Below are 18,095 nucleotides of genomic sequence, written 5' to 3' on the forward strand. Positions count from 1 at the left end.
GGACTTCTGGCGCTCGTTGGGCCTGTAGGGCCTGTCGGTGGTCAGTCTTCGTCGGCGAAGGCGAGCTTGTGCCGGTCGTCGGCGTTTTTGCCGCGCAGCCGGGCGAGTGTCTTTGGCAGGTAGGGCAGTACGAGGGCTACGGCGGCGGCGAGGAGGAGGCTGAGGGAGAGCGGGCGCGTCACGATGACCGAGAGGTCGCCGTTGGAGATCAGCAGCGTCCGCCGGAGTTGTTCTTCCATCATCGGGCCGAGGATGACGCCGAGGACGGCGGGTGCGATGGGGAAGTGGAATTGCCGCATGAAGAAGCCGACGATGCCGATGCCGTAGGCCAGCAGCACCTCGGTGAGGTTCGCGGATGCGGCATAGACGCCCAGTGTCGCGAAGACGAGGATGCCTGAGTACAGCAGGGGCCGCGGGACTTGGAGGACTTTCACCCACAGGCGGATGAGGGGCAGGTTGAGAGCCAGCAGCATGACGTTGCCGACGTAGAGCGAGGCGATCAGGGCCCAGACCAGCTCGGAGGAGGTGTCGAAGAGTTGGGGGCCGGGCTGGAGGTTGAAGATCTGGAAGGCCGCGAGCATGACGGCCGCTGTGGCGGATGTGGGGATGCCGAGGGTGAGCAGGGGTACCAGCACGCCGGAGAAGGAGGCGTTGTTGGCCGCCTCGGGACCGGCGACGCCTTCGATCGCGCCGCGGCCGAACTCCTCGCGGTGTTTGGAGCGGTGCTTTTCGTAGGTGTAGCTGAGGAAGGTGGGTACCTCGGCGCCCCCGGCCGGGAGTGTCCCGAAGGGGAAGCCGAGGGCCGCGCCCCGCAGCCAGGCGGGCCAGGACCTGGACCAGTCCTTCCTGCTGAGCCAGCCGGTCCTCGCACTGCCGTCTTCGAGGGGTGCGACCTCCTCCTTGTGGGTGCGCCCCTGCGCCAGCACGTGCAGCGTCTCGCCGATGGCGAACAGGCCGACGATGACGATGACGATGTTGACGCCGTCGTTGAGGAGGGGGACGCCGAAGGTGAACCGGGGTTGCCCGGTCAGCGAGTCCAGGCCGATGAGCCCGATGAACAGGCCGGTGACCAGTGACATCAGGCCGCGCAGCAGGGAGCGGCCGACGAGTGCGGTGACCGAGACCATGGCCAGGACGGTGAGTGCGAAGTAGTCGGGGGCCTGGAAGGTGACCGCGAGTTCGCCGATGGGGCGGGCGACGAAGGTGAGCAGGACGGTGGAGATCGTTCCGGCTACGAAGGAGCCGATCGCGGCGGTGGCGAGCGCGGCGCGGGCACGGCCGCGTCTGGCCATCTGGTGGCCCTCGATGGCCGTGGCCACGGACGCGGACTCTCCGGGGGTGTTGATGAGGATCGAGGTCGTCGATCCGCCGTACATGGCCCCGTAGTAGATGCCGGCGAACATGATGAAGGCGCCGGTGGGATCGGAGAAGTTGAAGGTGACGGGCAGCAGCAGGGCGATCGTGAGGGCCGGGCCGATGCCGGGCAGGACGCCGATGAACGTGCCGAGGGTGACGCCGAGTGCCGCGAGCAGGAGGTTCTGCGGCGCGAGTACCGTGCCGAATCCGTTGAGGAGGTCGCCTATGACGTTCACAGCGGGAGCACCCCTTCCGGGAGCCGGATGGACAGCACCTGAGTGAAGAACAGGTACGCGGTGAGCGACAGCGCGATCGCCACGGCCACGTCGCGGCGCCACTGGCGGCTGCCGAGGATCCTGGCCGCCGCCACCCAGAAGGCGGCGGTGGCCAGGACGTAGCCCAGGGGTGCGAGCGCGAACGCGTACCCGGCCAGCACGGCGACCAGCAGCGCGAGGCGGCGCGCGGGAGGCAGCGCGGCGGTGGCGGCAGAGGAGGTGGCGGCCGCCGTGGCCGTGACCGCCCGGCCGCGCTGCTGGTCGCCGTGGCGCTCCGGGAGGCGGAGCAGCTGCTGGATGAGATAGATGCCGCCGAGGAGCAGCCAGATGACCGCGACGGCAAGGGGCATCGCCCTCGGCCCCCGCAGGTCGAGGCCCTGTGGTCCGGGTATGGAAGAGGTCTGGACGAGGACGGTGACCCCGGCCGCGAGGAAGACCACGGCGACGATGGTCCTCGCGCGCGGGCCCGGTTCGCGGGTTTCGTCCACCTCCTCCGCCTCCTCTGCTTCCACCGGGTCCATGTGCTGTTGGTTGGCGGTCATGGTGCTCCTGTACAGCGGCTCGATCTCGGATCAGGTTCGGTGCGCGCGAGGCGGTGCCGGGGGAGGGGCATGGGGGGATTTCCTCCCCCGGCACCAGTCAGGTGGTGACGCCGAGGTCCTTGATGATGCCCTTCACCCGCGTCGTCTCGTCCTTGAAGATCGTTTCGGCCTCGTCGCCGGTGTGGTAGTAGTCGTCCCAGCCCTGCTGCTCGAGGACTCGCTGCCAGCCGGGGGTCTTGTGCATCGTGTCGATGACCTCGGTCACCGCGGTGCGTTCGGCGTCGCTGATACCGGGAGGGGCGACGATCGCCCGCCAGTTCATGAGCTCGACGTCGAACCCTTCGCCGGTGATGGTGGGGGCCGGGCGGCCCGCGACCTCGACCGGCTCGGCTCCCGAGGTGGCCAGGATCCGCATCTTGCCGGCGCTGACCTGTTCCTCGAACTCGCTCACGCCGGAGATCCCGGCGTCGATCTCCCCGGAGAGGATCGCCGCGGTGGCCTCACCGCCTCCCGCGTAGCCCGCGTACTTGACCTTGGACGGATCGACACCGGCCGCCTTGGCCAGCAGACCCGCGATGATGTGGTCGGTGCCGCCGACCGAGCCGCCGCCCCAGGTGACGGACTTCGGATCCTTCCTGAAGTCGGTCATCAGGTCCTTCAGCGTCCGGTACTTCGATGACGCCGGGACGACGATCGCCTCCGCCTCGGCCGTCAGCGTCGCGATGGGAGTGACCGCGCCCAGGTTCACCGGGGAGCTGCTCTGCTCGATGGCGCCGATCATGACCAGGCCGGTGGCCATCAGCTGGTGCGGATCGCCCTTGCTCTTGCCGGTGAACTGGGAGAGCCCGATCGTGCCGCCCGCGCCGGGGACGTTGAAGACCTCGACCGCCCGGTCGACCACCTTGTCGTCGCGGAGCACCTTCTGCATCGAACGGGCCGTGAGATCCCAGCCGCCGCCGGGGGCCGCGGGCACCATGATCTCGATATTGCGCTCCGGGTAGCCGTCGGCCGACTTGGAGCCGGCCGCGTCACCGCCCTGCTGGCTGCAAGCGGCCAGCACGGTGGCGAGTGCCACCGCTGCCGTCGCGGAGCCGAACCTGCGGCGTCTGCGTCTGCTGCCTTCCATGGAGTCCTCCTTGGACTAGGGCACTCGCCCACGCTGTGCGCCGCACCGTAGCAACGAACCATTGAACGGTCTAGATGAACCGCACAATGGATTTCGAAGCACCTTAGGGCCTAAATGCGGTCCGTATCGTGGTAACTTGATGCCGCACAGTGGTTTGGTGGTGTTCATGGCGATGGGAGGAGCTGCATGTCCAATGACCGCGGCGATGCGGGGGTGCGGAGCGTCACCCGCACGATCGACCTGCTGGAGCTGTTCGACGTGGAGCACCCGGCGCGCACGGTGCGCGAGCTGGCCGAGGCCACCGGCCTGCCGAAGACGACGGTCGTACGCTTGGTCGCGACTCTCGTCCAGCGGGATGTGCTGGCCCAGCGGCCGGACGGTTCGCTGACCCTCGGCGCGGGCTTTTTGCGCTGGGCCCGCGTGGCCGGCTCCGTGTGGGAACTGCCGGAGCAGGCGCAGGAGGTGATGCGCGCTCTGGCGGAGGACACCGGCGAGACCGTCAACCTCTACGTACGCCAAGGTATGTCACGGTTTGTCGTCGCCCAGCACGAGAGCACGGCGACGGTGCGCAACGTCGTACCGGTCGGCACGCGGATGCCGCTGTGGGCCGGCGCGGCGGGCAAGGTCCTGCTCGCCGGGTCTCCCGATCTCGTCAAGGAGGCCGCCGCCGCCTCGCCCTACGGTCCCGAGGCGGCCGACTCGCTGCGGGCGGCCGCCGAGGCGGCTGCCGAGCTGGGCTACGCCGTCACGCACGGGGAACGGGAGTTCGGCGCCTCTGGCGTCGCCGCACCCGTCACCAATGGCTCGGGCCGGATCGTCGCCGCGCTGGCGCTCGGCGGACCGACCTCACGGTTCACCGCCGAACGCGTCACGGGATTCATCACCGCGGTCACCGAGGCCGCCCGCCGCCTCTCCAACATCGGGCTCCCGGGCCTGGAGGCACTCGGATGACCAACGCACAGGCGGTCACCGGGATCGTCGGGACCTCGCCCCCCGGAACCCGCATCGGAAGGGAAAGCGCATGACGCTGCTGAGCGGTATCCGCGTGCTCGACCTCACCAATGTCCTGGCCGGACCATTCGCCGGGTACCAATTCGCCCTCCTGGGCGCGGACGTGGTCAAGATCGAGATCCCGGGGCAGGGGGACCTCGCCCGCAGACTCGGCGCCGACCCCGAACTGAGCGACCAGGGCCTGGGGGTGTCGTTCCTCTCGCAGAACGCGGCCAAGCGCTCGGTGACCGTGAACCTCAAACACCCGCGGGGCCAAGAGGTCTTCGAGCGGCTCGTGGCCTCGGCCGATGTGCTGCTGGAGAACTTCCGCCCGGGCGTCCTCGCCCGCCTCGGCTTCGACTGGGAGCGGCTCCGGACGGTAAACCCCGGCCTCGTCTACTGCGCCATCTCCGGCTTCGGCCACACCGGGCCGATGCGCGAACGTCCCGCCTACGACCAGATCATCCAGGGCCTGTCCGGAATGATGAGCGTGACAGGCACCGCGGATACGGCCCCGCTGCGCACCGGATTCCCCGTGTGCGACACCCTCGGCGGCTTCGCCGCCGCGTTCGCGACCGCCGCGGCCCTGGTCCGCCGCGAACGCACCGGCCAGGGCAGCCACCTCGACCTGTCCATGCTCGAAGCCGCGCTCTCGGCGATGGGATGGGTGGTCTCGGACTATCTCATCGCAGGCCGAGTACCCAGCCCCATGGGAAACGAGAACGTCACCTCGGCCCCGTCCGGCACCTTCCGCACCGCCGAAGGACAGCTCAACATCGCCGCGAACAAGCAGGAGCAGTACGAGACACTGTGCCGCGTCCTCGGCCGCCCCGAACTGCTCACCGACCCTCGCTTCACCACCCGCGAGCGGCGCAAGGCACACCGCCACGAGCTGCGCGAGGAACTGGAGAAGACCCTCGCCGAGCGCGGCGCCAGGCAATGGGACGAGCTGCTCCGGGACACCGGCATCCCCGTCGCCCCCGTGCTGACCGTCCCCGAAACCCTGAATCTCGACCACATCGCCGAGCGCGGCCTGGTGCACTCCATGCCGCTGCCCGGCACCGCCGGTACAGCGGACTGCCACGTACGCCTGCTGGGCAGCAGCTTCCACGTCGACGGCAAACCCGTCGGTCCCGCCACGAGACCGCCGCTGCTCGGCGAACACACGGACGCCGAGCTGAGGCACATCGGCTACACCGACACCGAGATCGGGCTGCTCCGGCAGGAGGGCGCAATATGAACGCCGCCCAGAGGACGGACCCCCTCGCCGCCGTCACCGACTGGTGGCAGACGTCGATCTCCGACATCGAGCCCGGTGTCATCCGGCTGCGCGGCTACCCCATCGAGCAGCTCATCGCAGAGATCTCGCTCCCGGAGATGGTGTGGCTGCTGCTGCGGGGGGACCTCCCCACCCGCGGTCAGGCACGCCTCCTGGAGGCGGCGCTGGTGGCAGCCGTCGACCACGGCCCGCAAGCACCCTCGATCGCCGCCGCCAGGATGGCCGCCACCTGCGGCGTGGGTCTGAACAACGCGGTAGCCACCGGCGTCAACCTGCTCGGAGACATCCACGGCGGAGCCGGCCAGCAGTGCATGCGACTGCTCACCGAGCTGCGCAGACGCCTCGACAAGGGCGAGCAACTGGACGCCGTGGTCGCGGAGTCTGTTGCCGAGCACCGGGCGAAGCACTCCTACCTCCCCGGCTTCGGCCACCGCTTCCACCCCCGCGACCCACGGCGGGACCCCCTGCTCGACCTGCTTGCGGACGCTGCCGAGGACGGCACGGTCAGCGGTCGCTACCTGCAAATCATCTGCGAGCTGGAACGGCAACTGGGCCGGGACCGGCCCCGCCCGGTCCCGGTGAACATCGACGGCGCCACCGCCACCGTCTACTGCGAGCTCGGATTCCCCACAGAGCTCGGACGCGGACTCTTCATCCTCTCCCGCTCCGTGGGAATCCTGGCGCACGCCTGGGAGGAGAACCAGGACGGACGGCGGATCAAGGGACCCATCCCACCGCCCCTGCTCCCCACGTACACGGGACACCCGCCGCGCGACCTTTCACCAGTCAGGCGCTGGCGAGATTCCACCGAACGCACGGCCGACCATGCGTGAGCCCGGCCCACCCCATCATCGGCCTGTACCCGGTCGGCGGCGATCAGCGGGTATTGGAAGCTGCCGCTCGTGTAGGCCTCGAGGAATACGTCCTCAACAGGTCGCAGTACATCGTGGGCTCGTTGTTCCAGATCGCCTGGTAGGTGCCCGACGGGAATCCGGAACGACGGTGGCCGAGGGCACATGGCGGCGGTACGCCGTTCATCCGCCGTTCCTCCGCCATCCCGAGGCGGGGAGAAAGGCGGAAGATCGGCGTCCGTACGGCGTACCGGCGCACTTCGCGCATCCCAAGGCTGGTGAAGCGCAACGGCCACCTACCGGGAGCGAGGCAAGGAAGTGTCCCCATCAGCGACCGACGACGTCATGACACACGAGCGCGGGAACGGACTCGTCCAGCACCGGTGGGTGAACCTGAGCAGGTACGAGGAGCCGCAGGTGCTCGCGCGTGCGCAAGTGCGTCAGGCCCTCAGGGGCCGAGCCTCCGATTCACGCATCGACGATGCAGTGCTCGTTGCCAGCGAGCTGGTGACCAACGCGCGGCAGCACACCGACAGCGGCCCCTCATGCATGAACCTGGACGTCTACCAGGACATCGCCGTGATGTTGATCCACGATCGTGGCAGGGACGCCGACACAGTCCGGCAGCGGATCTCGGCAGCTGGTCCGGGCGCCGAGATCCCGGAGAGCGGACGAGGTCTCTACCTCGTCGACGTCCTGGCCACGAAGTGGTTCGTCCGGCCGACCGCGGAGGGCAAGGCGGTTGTCGCGGTCATCGAGCTGGATGCCGCGGACACTACCCCGCCGACTCTCCAACAAGATCCGAGGTCCTGAGCGGAACGCTCGTCAACACGTCCCACCGGTATTCGCTGCCACAGCGCTGCAGCTCCACGTGGACCTCGGCGACATGGAGCTCAACCGCGGGCAGGGAACGTAGTGAGGCGATCGCCTCCGCCACGGGGGCTGCCGGGTGTCGCCGGTTGTTGTAGGCCAGGCTGAGATGCGGCCGGAAGACCGACGTCGGCTTCCTCGGAGCGATGCCCACACGTCGTCCCGCCTCCAGCAGCGCAGCATGGAGTCGTACGAGCGGCTCCCACGGGCCAACAGAGAGGCGTACGGCTCCGCGAGACCCGGCGAGCGGCATGGCCCGCAGGGAGAAGGCGCGCGGCAAGGCTTCCGCCGCGCTCTGGGCAAGTGCGTCCAACTGCGCAGGCGTCAGAGCATCCGGCGACCCGACGCGCGCGAGCGTGATGTGCAACCCGTCCAACGGCACGGCATCAAGGCCGAGAGGGCTGTGAGCTCCAGGCCCGGAGCTCGTCGTCATACTCGCGCACGACCGGGGCTGGTTCCGCCATCGCCGGGCCTGCTCACGGAGATCGTGGGATCGCTGCCACACCGACTTGATCGGTGAGTTTCCCGACAGGACGAGCGCTTCCCTGCTCAGAGCCATCGCGCGTTCAAGGTCCGGCGAACGCTGCTGCAGGAGGGCGGTGGAGACGTCGAGGCGGATCAGCGAGCGGCTCCACGAGGAGTCCGAGTGCTCGACGAGGTCGTCGATCTGCTGGGCATCCTTCAGAATCTGATCGACGTTGCGGAGCGAGACGTTGGCCGTGATCGCGTTCGCGAGCGTCCTGGCGTATCCATACGGTCCGAAGGAGATACAGGATGTGATCCCGGCCGGCACGTCGTGGAGGTCGGACAACTCAAGAGCCTGTCCGATGGCACGTTCGGCCCCTTGGCGGTCGCCGATCTTGGCGAGCGCGCGGGCCCGGCCGTTGGCCAGCAGCCGCACGGACTGGGCACTGCGCGGGGGCCCGATCGGCCGCTGCGGCAGCGCACGCATCGGCCTCGGCGTACCGTCCCGCGTAGTACAAGCCGAAGGACAGCGTGCCGCTCGCCCAGAGTTCGGTCTCGGTGTCGCCGATCTCCCGGCTGAGGTCGCGCGCCTCGGTGCAGTACGCCTCGGCGAACGCGAACTTGCCGATGTTGACCGCCATGTAGCCCAGCAGTCCTGCGGCTCGGGCAGCGAGGCGGAACAGCTCCTGCCGCGCGCCTGGTGGCTGCTGGCCGCCCAGAAGCGTGTGCGTCAACTGCCAGAGTAAGTGTGCCTGAGCCTTCGGCCCCTTTGGCCCGTCCCGCTCGTAGCGTCCGACGATGCCCTCCAGGGATGAGCCGATGAAGGCGAGCGTCGCCGCATCCACATTGCCTGCGGTGAGGTGCCGGGCACGGGCGACGATGTCCCCGACGCCAACTCGCGGCATGATTGAAGGAATTGCGCAAGGTCACGGGACTCACCCTCAGCGAGGTCGCGGAGCAGCTCGAGGTCAACCAAGGATCGTTGAGCCGTATCGAGAACGGCGAGCGCGGCACGACGCCCGTCCTCGCCAGGGCACTGCTGGACTGCTATGGCGTCGACGATGCCGCGGTCCGCGACGGCGTCTTCGATCTCGTCCGGGCCGACAAGGAGCAGCAGAAGTCCTGGTGGCGGAAGTACTCGACCGTCCTCACGGCTACCCGGTACGACGGCTATCTCGCTCTGGAGGCTGGCGCGGTCGCCTTGTCCAGCTACCAGCCGATGCTCGTGCCAGGTCTTTCGCAGACCGAGGACTACGCTCGCGCTGTCATCTCCCGGATGCGGATGGACCTGACGCCTGGGCAAGTCGAAGCGCTGGTCAAGGTCCGCATCGAACGACAGGACAGCCGCCTTGCCGGCGACCAGCCGGCCAAGCCCATCCGGGGCTGTACGGCCCGTTTGTCATCCTCGCCTTCCCCGACCCCACCCCGGACCTGGTGTGGTTGGAGAACCCCAAGAACTCCGTGTACCTAGAAGCACCCGACGACGCCGAGAACTACCGGGAGGTCTTCGATCACCTGAGGGCCTGTGCGCTCTCCCCGGCGGAGACGCGCCCTCGCATCGCGCAGATCATCAAGGAGCTTCACCGGTGAGCACGCCCGACGCCCTCTCACAGGACATCGATCTCTCCCATGCGTGCTGGCGAAAGAGCTCCTACAGCGGCGGAGCCAATGACTGCGTCGAGATGGCCGACCTCGGACCGTACGTAGTGGTCCGCGACTCCAAGAACAAGCACATGCGCTGGTGTTTGATCGGAGCGTGATGGCTGAGTTCCTCGCCGCGGTCGCGGCGTCTTCGGATTGCTGTACAGCGCTGCGATGCCGGCGCCCCCGGTAGCGGCAGCATCCCACTGCGTCTTGCGGTGACTCAGCTGGCGCAAAGAGTCTGAAGGCACCGCGCGTCAGTGGTCACCGTTGAACTTCCATGCGTTGTTCAGGGTGAACGTCACCCTGGTTCCGGTGAACTGGCTTGACTCAACTGCCCAGCAGTCGGCGAGGGCAGCGACCAGTTCCAACCCGCGACCGTGCTCGTCGTCCGCTGAGCAGCGTCGCAGTTCGACATCCAGAGGTGATCCGGCGGCCGGGTTGTGGACCTCCACGCGGAGCGCGTCCCCATCCCGCCACCACTCCACCCGCACGCTCCAGTCACCGTCCGTCCGGCCGTACGTGATCGCGTTGGTGACCAGCTCAGAGATCAACAAGAGGCAGTCGTCGATGGAGCAGGCGAGGTCATGACCCTTCAAGAGCTTCCGGAACCATCGCCGCGCACGTGCCGCCGACTCAGGCACGGGCTCGAGGACCATGAAGCCCAGCCGCTCCGGCGAGGCTTCCCCGCCGTGATCGTCTACTACCCGACCGAACGCGATATCGTGCGCAACGGAGAGCAGCCAGCTTCGCACCGAGCCGTCTCGGCTCACCAGTGCATGGGGGTGCCTCCGGGCTCGGATCAGGGTATCCCGGACGATGTCCTCTGCCGCGGTCCGGTCGTTGGTGAGGCGAGTGGCGTATGCGAGCAGCATCTCGCCGTAATCCTCGTAAAGAGTGCGTATCAGCGCCTCGCGGTGGTAGATCATGTCGCTGCCCGCATTTTTCTGCGGGGTGAACGACTGGGAGTCGGCGCTGCCACCGTGAGGGGTGGGGGGCACGACGCCCCGACCGTCGGGGAGCAGCTCTTCGTAGTCGGAGAACAACATGACGCCGTTGCACAGCAGGCTCCAGCCTTGCTCGTGGTGGGCGGCGACCACGCGAGCTGCGCTGCGATCGGGGGATGCGGCGGGTGGGCAGATCGGTACATGGCCGCACATGTCTGCCTCCAGTGGAAAGGCTCCGCGAGGGAGCTAAAGCTTGGTGTTGAGGCGTGGCGGCCAGGTGTCGGCCACCGTGGTGTCGGGGTAGGTCCGACGGCGCCGTGACCCACGGGACAGTTGCATACGAGGCTGGGAGTACCTGGCCTGGCGGTATGGCTGGTCGTTCATCGAATTGCCCTTCGGTGCCAAGTCCGAATTGGGGATACACACAACTGTGCTCCTGACCACAGGCGAACTCGTCGGACAGCTGACCGAATCGGAAGCCGAACTTCGGCAACAGGCACCGCGACCGCCATCGCCGTTCTGTATGCGACGTCTGTCGTACGTCGTGACGCGGCCGCGCATGCCCGCCACCGGTCGAGCCCGCCACCGGTCGAGCCCGACCCCGGTACTGGGGACCCTTACCTCGGGGTGGCGGCGCGCAGGGCCGCCAGGAGCAGCTCGGGGGAGCAGCCCTTGTCGAGGAACTGGTACGCACCGGCGTCGCGCGCAGGGCGACGAAGCCTGTCGTCGATGCTGATCGCGACGGCCGGGATGCCGAGCTCGCCGGTCAGGGTGTGCAGCAACCCGAGCCCGTCGCCCGCGTCCGGCAGCAGGACGTCCACGAGCGCCACGGTGGGAGCGCGCTCCCGCGCCACGGCCATGGCCGTGGCGGAACTGTCGGCCTCACCGACGACGTCGAAGTCGGCATGCGCGGAGAGGAACGTCCGCAAGGCGGAGCGCACGCGGGGGTCGTCGTCGGCGATCAGGACCCGTACGGGCCGACCGTGCGCACCACGGACCATCGGGGGGCCTCCGCTGGGAACCTGAACCTCGTATCCTCCTGGATCTCGAGTGAACGTTCGGGGGCGGCCACTGTCGATGGCGTATTGGCTTGGTTCGTCCGCGACACTTGTCGTACGACCGTTAGGGGCGGGCGACCAGCCCTTCCCGTACGGCCCACAGTGCGGCCTGGGTCCGGGAGGTCAGACCGAGCTTGGTCAGCACGTGGCTGACGTGGGTGCGTGCGGTGCGCTCGCTGATCACGAGTGATTCTGCGATGTCTCGATTGGACCGTCCCTGAGCCACCAGGACGAGGATCTCCCGCTCCCGCGGGGTGAGCGCCGTCGCCGTGTGTTGGGGTGTGATCATGCTACGGGTCAGCTGCCGGGCGACCACGGGGTCAAGGTGCACCTCTCCGCGGTGTGCCGCTAGGACGGCAGCACTTACCTCATCGGCATCGGCGTCCTTGAGCAGGTATCCGGCCGCACCGGCCTCCAACGCCAGGTGGACCCGCTCGGCCTCACTGAAGCTGGTGAGGGCCACCACCTCGACGTCCGGGTAGAGCTGTTTGATCGCCTTGGTGGCGGCTATGCCGTCGAGGCGGGGCATCAGCAGATCCATGAGTACAACGTCCGGCAGGTCGTCCCGGGCCGCCAGTACGCGGAGCTCATCGAGCGCGGCCTGCCCATCGGAGGCTTCGCCCAGGACGTCGATGTCGTCGAGCATGTCGAAAAACGCCCGCATGCCGCGCCGGACCACCGCATGGTCGTCGACCAGGAAGACCCGGATCGGTGACACGTCATCCTGCTGGACCATTGTTGCTGTTCCTAGCTTTCATTCCGGTCGGACCTCGTTCGGCGCAAGATACCGGGCAGCGCTGCCCGTACCGTGGTCGATCCGGGAGAACTGTTGATGGTGAGCCGACCGCCGAGGCTCTCTGTCCGCTCCCGCATGCTCTTCAGTCCGAGGTGGCCGGGACGTGGGACGTCCGGTTCGAAACCCACCCCGTCGTCGGTGACCTCGGCGACCAATGTGCCCGTCAGATCAGGGTCCTCATTGAGCCGGATATCGATGCGACTAGGTTGGGCGTGTTTGATGCTGTTGTACAGCGCCTCCTGGATTACGCGGAACAGCTCCACCTCGGCGCGTTCGTCGAGTGGCAGGTGTTCCTCCGAGGCATGCAGGTCTACCTGTACGCCCTCCCGGGACGCGACCGCGGCCGCATGGTTCCGTACGGCGGCCACCAGCCCTTTTTGATGCACGTCCGGCCGGAGTTGGAAGATCAACGCTCGCATCTCGGCGAGTGCGCCCTGGGTCAGGATCCGCAGTTGGGCAAGACTGCGGTACGCCGGGCCATGCGGGTCGCTGCCCTCCTGGCGCATCGCCAGCTCGATCGCGCGGGCGTGCAGAGTCATCGAAAACAGCGCCTGGGAGACCGAGTCGTGCAGCTCCCGGGCCAGCCGGTGACGCTCTTCGAGTGCCGCGATCTGCGACGCCTCGCCGATCATCTCCATCACCTCGTCGGTGCCAAGCTGCTCCTCCCCGGCCACCGAGGCGACCGCAAGCCGCGCGGACGCCGCGCCAATCGAACCAGCGAGCTGGGCTTCCGCGTGATGGACCAGCTCTGGGGCCGCTTCGGTTGTCAGTGAGTCGGGTCTCCTTCCAGGGTAGGAGCGCAATGCCCGCTGGGCGCCCTCCCGCCCGAGGAAGCGCTCCAGCAGGGTCTGCAGTTCGCCGACCTTGGCGCGGACCTGCCAGCGCCGCTCCCTGACAGGCTCTGCGAGGATTTCGACGAACTGCACCGCCTGCGCCCGCTCGGCGGCGTCCGGTCGGCCGGCGAGGGAGACTGCCACATACCCGCCGATGTTCAGGAGCGCACTCCAGAACATCGCATGGCTGATCGGGTCCATTCCCGCCAGGCCAAACAGCTGCTGCGGCCGGAGCAGCTCAATGCCGAGCGGGCCCTCACGCAAGAACGAGGCGGGCAGCAACCCGGCATCGGCGAAGCTCGGCAGCAGCAGGGTGTACGCCCACACGGCGAACCCCGCCACCAGGCCGACCAGCACGCCCCGGCGGGTACCGCCCTTCCAGAACAGGCCGCCCAGGATCGCGGGCGCGAACTGTGCTACAGCCGCGAACGACACCAGGCCGATCGACACCAACGCCGGCCCTTCGCCTGCGAGCCGGAAGTACGCGTACCCGAGCAGCAGGACCAGCACGATAGTCGCCCGACGAATGCCCAGCACCAGCCCGGCGAGGTCGTCTCGGTGCGCCAGCCGGGACTTGCCGCGCAGCAGCAGCGGCATCACGAGTGAGTTCGACACCATGGTACTGAGCGCGATCGTCTCGACGATGATCATGCCGGTGGCCGCGCTGAGGCCGCCGATGAAGACGAGCAGCGCGAGTGCCTGCTTGCCCTCGGCCATCGGCAGGGCCAGCACATAGGTGTCGGCGTCGACGGCCTCTCCGAACCGCAGAAGCCCACCAGCTGCGATCGGAAGCACGAAGACGTTGATCGCGAGCAGGTACAGCGGGAACAGCCACATCGCCCGTTTGAGGTGCCCCTCGTCGACGTTCTCGACAATGGTGATCTGCCACTGCCGGGGCAGCAACACGATCGCCAGCATGGACAGCACCGTGAGCCAGACCCACGTGCCGTAGCCGGTCTGCTCTCGCAGCGTGAACAGCGTGGTGAGGCCGGCGTCCGCCGCCTTGGAGAACAGGTCGTCGAACCCGCCGAACACCCAGAAGACCACAAAAAGCCCGGCCGCGAGGAAGGCCACGAGTTTGACCACGGACTCGAACGCGATGGCGGCGACCATGCCCTCGTGGCGTTCGGTGGTGTCCAGGTGACGGGTGCCGAAGAGGATGGTGAACGCGGCGAGTAGCAGCGCTGCATACAACGCGGTGTCCTGAAGCAGCGGGATATGGCCCAGCTCCGAGGTGGAGGTGATCTCGGGGTGCCGCCGAATGATCTCAAAGGAGTTGGAGACCGCCTTGAGCTGCAGCGAGATGTAGGGAACGATCCCGACCACAGCGATGATCGTCACCAGGCCACCCAACGCTGCGCTCTTGCCGTAGCGGGCGGAGACGAAGTCGGCCAGCGAGGTGATCCGGTGCCGGCGGCTGATCCGGATAATTCTGCGCAGCACCAGCCAGCCCAGCGCAAACATGAGCGTTGGCCCCAGGTAGATCGGCAGGAAGCCGACTCCAGCCGTGGCGGCCCGGCCCACGCTGCCGTAGTACGTCCACGAGGTGGCGTACACCGCAAGGGACAGCGCGTAGATCGTGCCGTTGTTGATCACGCTCCGACCAGCGTCTGCCCGCCGGTCACCGTAGAAGGCCACAGCGAAGAGCAGGCCGAGGTACACGACCGAAACAGCGACGATGACCCAGGTCTGGAGCACGGCACTACCCCGATCTGCCGCCTATGACGGCGACCAGAGCAATCACAATCGCCCAGACGAGAAAAAGGTAAACTCCGAGAACCGGGATGCCAAAGACCTGGTCCATGTGGTCGAACTGCGCCAACAACGGCGGAACGATCAGCAAGAACCCCAACGCCCCTATGGCCGCCAGGCGCCCGGTGAGCTGTTCGTCGTCTCGCGACTCCGCCACGGGCTGTCTCCTCATCCTCCATGTCACGCCTTGCGACCGCCCAGGTGCGCCCAGTGCCGGGGCGCGAATTGGCACCGCCATAACCAGAATGGCTGCGCTTTCGGTATACCCCTCGGTTACACGTTCCCAGCCACAAAACCCGCTCGTCAACAAACCGTCGGAAGGCATTGCGGTCCTGTGACAAGCGCAGTTGTTCCAGCGCGGCCTACCGTCCGCACCTTTGGCGCGCCATCCGTAGTAGTGCACCCCTTTTCCCTCTGCTCTGCTCGGACAAACTACGCCTCATGGAGCACACTGGCCTCGGCTCACCCGAGCAGCGGCACCGGCGCGACCGTATTGAAGGTCCGTGGCATCGCGATGGCGCCGGGGCCGTGGATGTCCGGTTCGACGACAGCCGGGTCGCCCTGTAGGGAAGTGCCATCGACCACGGCGATGAGGAATTCACGCATGATCTTTCGGGCGTCTGGAAAATCCGCGTCGATCTGGCTCAGCAGCCCGATCGGGCCGCTGAAATGGTGATTCAGCACCATGACGCTGGACAGCTCGGCGCCCGACGACGCCGGTGCGCTGTTCTGCTCGTTCCACTCCCCGTAGTTCCGCAGCAGTCGCAGGAAGTCCTGCTCCCCGACCCGGTCCCAGGGGATGGCGCACTGGCCGGGCAGGACCCTGACCGGCGGGGCCACCAGCAGCCGCGACGGATCGCTTCCGGTTCGGCCGGGTGTGCGGAACCAGTAGCGGGGATGAGGCCGAAGTTGCCGCCGCCTCCGCCGGTGTGGGCCCACCACAGGTCGTGGTTGGGATCGGACGGGTCCCGGGTCGCTATCACGCTGCGTGCCACGCCGTCGGCCCCGACGCACACCACCTCGACCGCGTACAGTTGATCCACCACCAGGCCGAGCTTGCGGGACAGCATGCCGTACTCGCCTCCGCGGACGTGCCCACCGACACCGACCGAGTAGGGGGTGAGCGTTTCGCCGATCTCGGGTGCGCGGCGCTGTGGGGTCTGGTCCACTCGGCCCAGGCCGAGAATCCCGACCGGATCGTATTGGTGGACGTGGAGGACACCGCCCTGTTCACCGACGCGGTCGCTGCCGTTCTCGCCTGCGAGGAGCCACAGGCCGCCCGCGACGGCAAGGTGCTGGCGCCCCGGCTTGAGGCGGTGGCTCCGGTGGCCGCCGCAGGACCGGTGCCTGATCCGGACGGGACGGTACTCGTGACCGGCGCGACCGACTTCGTACTCATACGCCACCTCATCGCTCGCGGCGCGCGCCACCTCACCGTGGTCGCGGGACTGCCGAGGGCCCGGACGTGCGAGCCGATGCCGGTATGGACGCCGGTGTCGACGTCGACGTCGTTTCGTGGGACAGCTCCGACCAGACGAGGCTCGCCGAGATCGTCGGAGGACTGTCCCGTCCGCTGACTGGCGTCGTCCACGCGGTGGGTGCGGTGGACACCGGAGTGCTCGGCTCGCTCACGCCGGACGCGCTCGATTCCGACGCGCTCGCCCAGTACCGCGCCACGCTGGGCCTGCCCGCGCAGGCGCTCGCGTGGGGTCAGGACGCGGCCGCGCGCCATCGCGGGACTGTCGCCCCCTGTCCGCGGACCGCGCGAGCGCGCCTGCTCGACGCGGCAGCCGGTGGTGCACCGTTCCTGCTGCCCATCGGGATCGACACCCGAGCGCTGGCCGAAGAGGGCCACACCGACCGGTTGCCGCGGATGCTGTCCAGCCTGATCCGTACCCGCAGCCAACCGGCAGCGGACGCCTCGACCGGCGACCGGCTCCGGGAGAGCCTGAGCGGTTTTCGGAGTCCGAAGCGGATCGCGTCCTGACGGATCTGGTCCGTACGCACCTGGCTGTCGCTCTCGGGCACGCCTCAGCCGCCGAGATCGATCCGTACCGGGCGTTTCGGGAGCTGGGCCTCGACTCGCTCCTCGCGGTCGAGCTGCGTAACCGGCTGAGCGCCGCCACCGGGCTGAGGCCTGCCCGCCAGCCTCCTGTTCGAGCAGCCGAACGCCGCGGCGCTGGCCACGCACCTGCGAACCGAACTGGCGCCGTCGCATGAGGCGCCCACCGTGTCCGTCTTCGCCGAACTGGACAGGCTCGAGGCGCTGCTGTCCGAGATCACCGCGGACGACGACGTACGGTCCGGCGTCGCGGAGCGCCTGCGGGAGGCGGGCTGACGAGCCGGACCGACGTGGTGGATCGCGGCCAGCTGCTGTCGGCGACCGATGAGGAGCTGTTCACCCTCATCGACGGGCTCGATGAGATTCCTGCACGGCGCCGACCAGTTCGATGCAGGCTTCTTCGGTATCGGCGCCGACGAGGCAGTCATGATCGAACCCCCAGTCGCTGCGGGGCGGCAACACCGGGTCGAGACCGCACTCGTTCTTCGCGCTCTGAAAGCACTCCTCGATCGCCCAGCGGGATCCGGCGATGGTGACCAGCTTCTCGACGGCGGTGCCGGCCGGAGCGTAGGCCATGTAGTAGGCGATCTCCTCCGGGCGGGCCAGGCTGCGGCGGGCTAGCACCCACCGGTCGTGGGCCGGGGTGTCACCGTCGAAGAAAGGCACGGCGGGCAGCATGGCCGCGGCCCAGTCGTAGACGCGCGGGCCTTTGGCGCCCTCGCCGCAGGAGATCCGCTGCCAGGCGTCGCCGGGTGCTTCGGCTATCAGCTGATCGATGCGCCAGATCCCGGCCAGCGACTTGATCTGTTGGGACTTCGGCACGGCCAGCACATAGCCGACCCCTGTCTCTTCCAGCATCCGGCGGAAGCGCCATTCCTGACCGTAGAGGCTGTCCGCTGTCACCCAGGCAATGGGGAGAGCCGAGGTCAACGCACGCGCGATCATGACCTTCGCCAGCTCTCCCTTGGTCGCAAACGCCCGCTCGTGGGGAACCTTGACCGCCCGACAGCGGTCCGCATCGTCCGTCCACGACTTCGGCAGATACAGCTCGCGGTCGATCAACGCCCGCCCCCGGGCCGAGGCATAGGCGAGAAAGGTGCCGATCTGGCAGTTCTCGGTGCGGCCGGGGGCCCGTAGCTGAATAACTGTCAGAGTGGATCTGCTGGGCGATCTTCGTGGGGTGGCAGGCGGGCTTTGAGCTGTTCCAGGGTGCGGGCGGGTGATCCGGGCAGCGGGGTGACGGCGACACGGT

20 protein-coding genes and 2 pseudogenes are annotated in these 18,095 nt (G+C 68.1%); 10 read left to right on the plus strand and 12 right to left on the minus strand.

The genetic code is table 11. The features are described 5' to 3' along the window. Positions 1 to 41 precede the first annotated feature (41 nt). The 3 genes from ACTWQC_RS32900 to ACTWQC_RS32910 all read right to left on the minus strand — a co-directional run bounded on the left by ACTWQC_RS32900 (position 42) and on the right by ACTWQC_RS32910 (position 3,299). The gene (locus ACTWQC_RS32900) at positions 42 to 1,592 is read right to left on the minus strand and encodes a tripartite tricarboxylate transporter permease (protein WP_443319520.1); all 1,551 of its coding nucleotides are present in this window, start codon (positions 1,590 to 1,592) and stop codon (positions 42 to 44) included. After that, positions 1,589 to 2,173, minus strand: coding sequence for a tripartite tricarboxylate transporter TctB family protein (locus ACTWQC_RS32905; protein ID WP_443319521.1), 585 nt, complete (start codon positions 2,171 to 2,173; stop codon positions 1,589 to 1,591). The genes ACTWQC_RS32900 and ACTWQC_RS32905 overlap by 4 nt, the downstream gene beginning before the upstream one ends. Positions 2,174 to 2,270: 97 nt before the next feature. Then, the gene (locus ACTWQC_RS32910) at positions 2,271 to 3,299 is read right to left on the minus strand and encodes a Bug family tripartite tricarboxylate transporter substrate binding protein (RefSeq protein ID WP_443319522.1); all 1,029 of its coding nucleotides are present in this window, start codon (positions 3,297 to 3,299) and stop codon (positions 2,271 to 2,273) included. Positions 3,300 to 3,485: 186 nt separating this feature from the next. Between ACTWQC_RS32910 and ACTWQC_RS32915 the strand changes: the two genes are divergently transcribed. The 4 genes from ACTWQC_RS32915 (at position 3,486) to ACTWQC_RS32930 (ending at position 7,232) form a co-directional block, all read left to right on the plus strand. Then, complete coding sequence (locus tag ACTWQC_RS32915; protein WP_443319523.1) at positions 3,486 to 4,250, plus strand: IclR family transcriptional regulator; 765 nt, start codon at positions 3,486 to 3,488, stop codon at positions 4,248 to 4,250. A gap of 70 nt (positions 4,251 to 4,320) precedes the next feature. Continuing rightward, positions 4,321 to 5,529: a CaiB/BaiF CoA transferase family protein gene (locus ACTWQC_RS32920; RefSeq protein ID WP_443319524.1), complete on the plus strand. Its 1,209-nt coding sequence runs from the start codon at positions 4,321 to 4,323 to the stop codon at positions 5,527 to 5,529. Further along, positions 5,526 to 6,401, plus strand: coding sequence for a citryl-CoA lyase (locus ACTWQC_RS32925; protein WP_443319525.1), 876 nt, complete (start codon positions 5,526 to 5,528; stop codon positions 6,399 to 6,401). Before ACTWQC_RS32920 ends, ACTWQC_RS32925 begins: the two co-directional genes overlap by 4 nt. A 363-nt stretch (positions 6,402 to 6,764) precedes the next feature. Further along, positions 6,765 to 7,232 (plus strand): ATP-binding protein, encoded by a 468-nt coding sequence (locus tag ACTWQC_RS32930; protein WP_443319526.1) that lies wholly within the window; start codon positions 6,765 to 6,767, stop codon positions 7,230 to 7,232. Here the strand turns inward: ACTWQC_RS32930 and ACTWQC_RS32935 are convergent. Further along, the gene (locus tag ACTWQC_RS32935; RefSeq protein WP_443319527.1) at positions 7,195 to 8,241 is read right to left on the minus strand and encodes a 2'-5' RNA ligase family protein; all 1,047 of its coding nucleotides are present in this window, start codon (positions 8,239 to 8,241) and stop codon (positions 7,195 to 7,197) included. The two genes, ACTWQC_RS32930 and ACTWQC_RS32935, sit on opposite strands and share 38 nt — an antisense overlap. Before the next feature lie 429 nt (positions 8,242 to 8,670). Here ACTWQC_RS32935 and ACTWQC_RS32940 point away from each other — a divergent pair, with 429 nt between their 5' ends. Genes ACTWQC_RS32940 through ACTWQC_RS32950 form a run of 3 tightly spaced genes read left to right on the plus strand, consistent with a single transcriptional unit; the run spans position 8,671 to position 9,514 of the window. Continuing rightward, the gene (locus ACTWQC_RS32940; protein WP_443319528.1) at positions 8,671 to 9,225 is read left to right on the plus strand and encodes a Scr1 family TA system antitoxin-like transcriptional regulator; all 555 of its coding nucleotides are present in this window, start codon (positions 8,671 to 8,673) and stop codon (positions 9,223 to 9,225) included. Next, positions 9,156 to 9,344, plus strand: a complete 189-nt coding sequence (locus tag ACTWQC_RS32945; RefSeq protein WP_443319537.1) for a Scr1 family TA system antitoxin-like transcriptional regulator — start codon at positions 9,156 to 9,158, stop codon at positions 9,342 to 9,344. The genes ACTWQC_RS32940 and ACTWQC_RS32945 overlap by 70 nt, the downstream gene beginning before the upstream one ends. Continuing rightward, positions 9,341 to 9,514: a DUF397 domain-containing protein gene (locus tag ACTWQC_RS32950; RefSeq protein WP_443319529.1), complete on the plus strand. Its 174-nt coding sequence runs from the start codon at positions 9,341 to 9,343 to the stop codon at positions 9,512 to 9,514. The genes ACTWQC_RS32945 and ACTWQC_RS32950 overlap by 4 nt, the downstream gene beginning before the upstream one ends. A gap of 138 nt (positions 9,515 to 9,652) precedes the next feature. Here ACTWQC_RS32950 and ACTWQC_RS32955 read toward each other — a convergent pair whose 3' ends face one another. From ACTWQC_RS32955 to ACTWQC_RS32985, 7 genes and pseudogenes are all read right to left on the minus strand, one after another. Further along, entirely contained in the window at positions 9,653 to 10,324 is a 672-nt protein-coding gene (locus ACTWQC_RS32955; RefSeq protein WP_443319538.1) for an ATP-binding protein, read from the minus strand. A 51-nt stretch (positions 10,325 to 10,375) separates the two neighbouring features. Then, positions 10,376 to 10,555: pseudogene (locus tag ACTWQC_RS32960) on the minus strand (DUF5999 family protein); the annotation flags it as partial. A gap of 404 nt (positions 10,556 to 10,959) precedes the next feature. Continuing rightward, positions 10,960 to 11,343: a response regulator gene (locus tag ACTWQC_RS32965; RefSeq protein ID WP_443319530.1), complete on the minus strand. Its 384-nt coding sequence runs from the start codon at positions 11,341 to 11,343 to the stop codon at positions 10,960 to 10,962. 121 nt (positions 11,344 to 11,464) lie between these two features. Beyond that, positions 11,465 to 12,136: a response regulator gene (locus ACTWQC_RS32970; protein WP_443319531.1), complete on the minus strand. Its 672-nt coding sequence runs from the start codon at positions 12,134 to 12,136 to the stop codon at positions 11,465 to 11,467. 11 nt (positions 12,137 to 12,147) lie between these two features. Continuing rightward, positions 12,148 to 14,727 carry a histidine kinase gene (locus tag ACTWQC_RS32975; protein WP_443319532.1) on the minus strand — a complete coding sequence of 860 codons (2,580 nt, stop codon included), beginning with the start codon at positions 14,725 to 14,727 and terminating at the stop codon, positions 12,148 to 12,150. Positions 14,728 to 14,731: 4 nt separating this feature from the next. Beyond that, positions 14,732 to 14,938 carry a hypothetical protein gene (locus ACTWQC_RS32980; RefSeq protein ID WP_443319533.1) on the minus strand — a complete coding sequence of 69 codons (207 nt, stop codon included), beginning with the start codon at positions 14,936 to 14,938 and terminating at the stop codon, positions 14,732 to 14,734. Between the two features lie 305 nt (positions 14,939 to 15,243). Continuing rightward, the gene (locus ACTWQC_RS32985; protein ID WP_443319534.1) at positions 15,244 to 15,621 is read right to left on the minus strand and encodes a hypothetical protein; all 378 of its coding nucleotides are present in this window, start codon (positions 15,619 to 15,621) and stop codon (positions 15,244 to 15,246) included. Positions 15,622 to 15,815: 194 nt separating this feature from the next. On the opposite strand from ACTWQC_RS32985, the gene ACTWQC_RS32990 reads away from it, so the two are divergent. The 3 genes from ACTWQC_RS32990 to ACTWQC_RS33000 are packed head-to-tail and all read left to right on the plus strand — an operon-like array spanning position 15,816 to position 17,001. Continuing rightward, on the plus strand, positions 15,816 to 16,358 hold the full coding sequence (locus tag ACTWQC_RS32990) for a SpnB-like Rossmann fold domain-containing protein (protein ID WP_443319535.1): 543 nt from the start codon (positions 15,816 to 15,818) through the stop codon (positions 16,356 to 16,358). A 26-nt stretch (positions 16,359 to 16,384) separates the two neighbouring features. Beyond that, a complete protein-coding gene (locus ACTWQC_RS32995; protein WP_443319540.1) occupies positions 16,385 to 16,768 on the plus strand; it encodes a hypothetical protein in 384 nt (127 codons plus the stop codon). A 56-nt stretch (positions 16,769 to 16,824) separates the two neighbouring features. Then, positions 16,825 to 17,001 (plus strand): acyl carrier protein, encoded by a 177-nt coding sequence (locus ACTWQC_RS33000; protein WP_443319539.1) that lies wholly within the window; start codon positions 16,825 to 16,827, stop codon positions 16,999 to 17,001. A 307-nt stretch (positions 17,002 to 17,308) separates the two neighbouring features. On the opposite strand, the pseudogene ACTWQC_RS33005 reads toward ACTWQC_RS33000, so the two are convergent. Continuing rightward, positions 17,309 to 17,968, minus strand: a pseudogene (locus ACTWQC_RS33005) (IS701 family transposase); the annotation flags it as partial. Positions 17,969 to 18,095 lie beyond the last annotated feature (127 nt).

This window comes from Streptomyces sp. 8N616 (genome assembly GCF_052246385.1).
Lineage (GTDB): Bacteria > Actinomycetota > Actinomycetes > Streptomycetales > Streptomycetaceae > Streptomyces.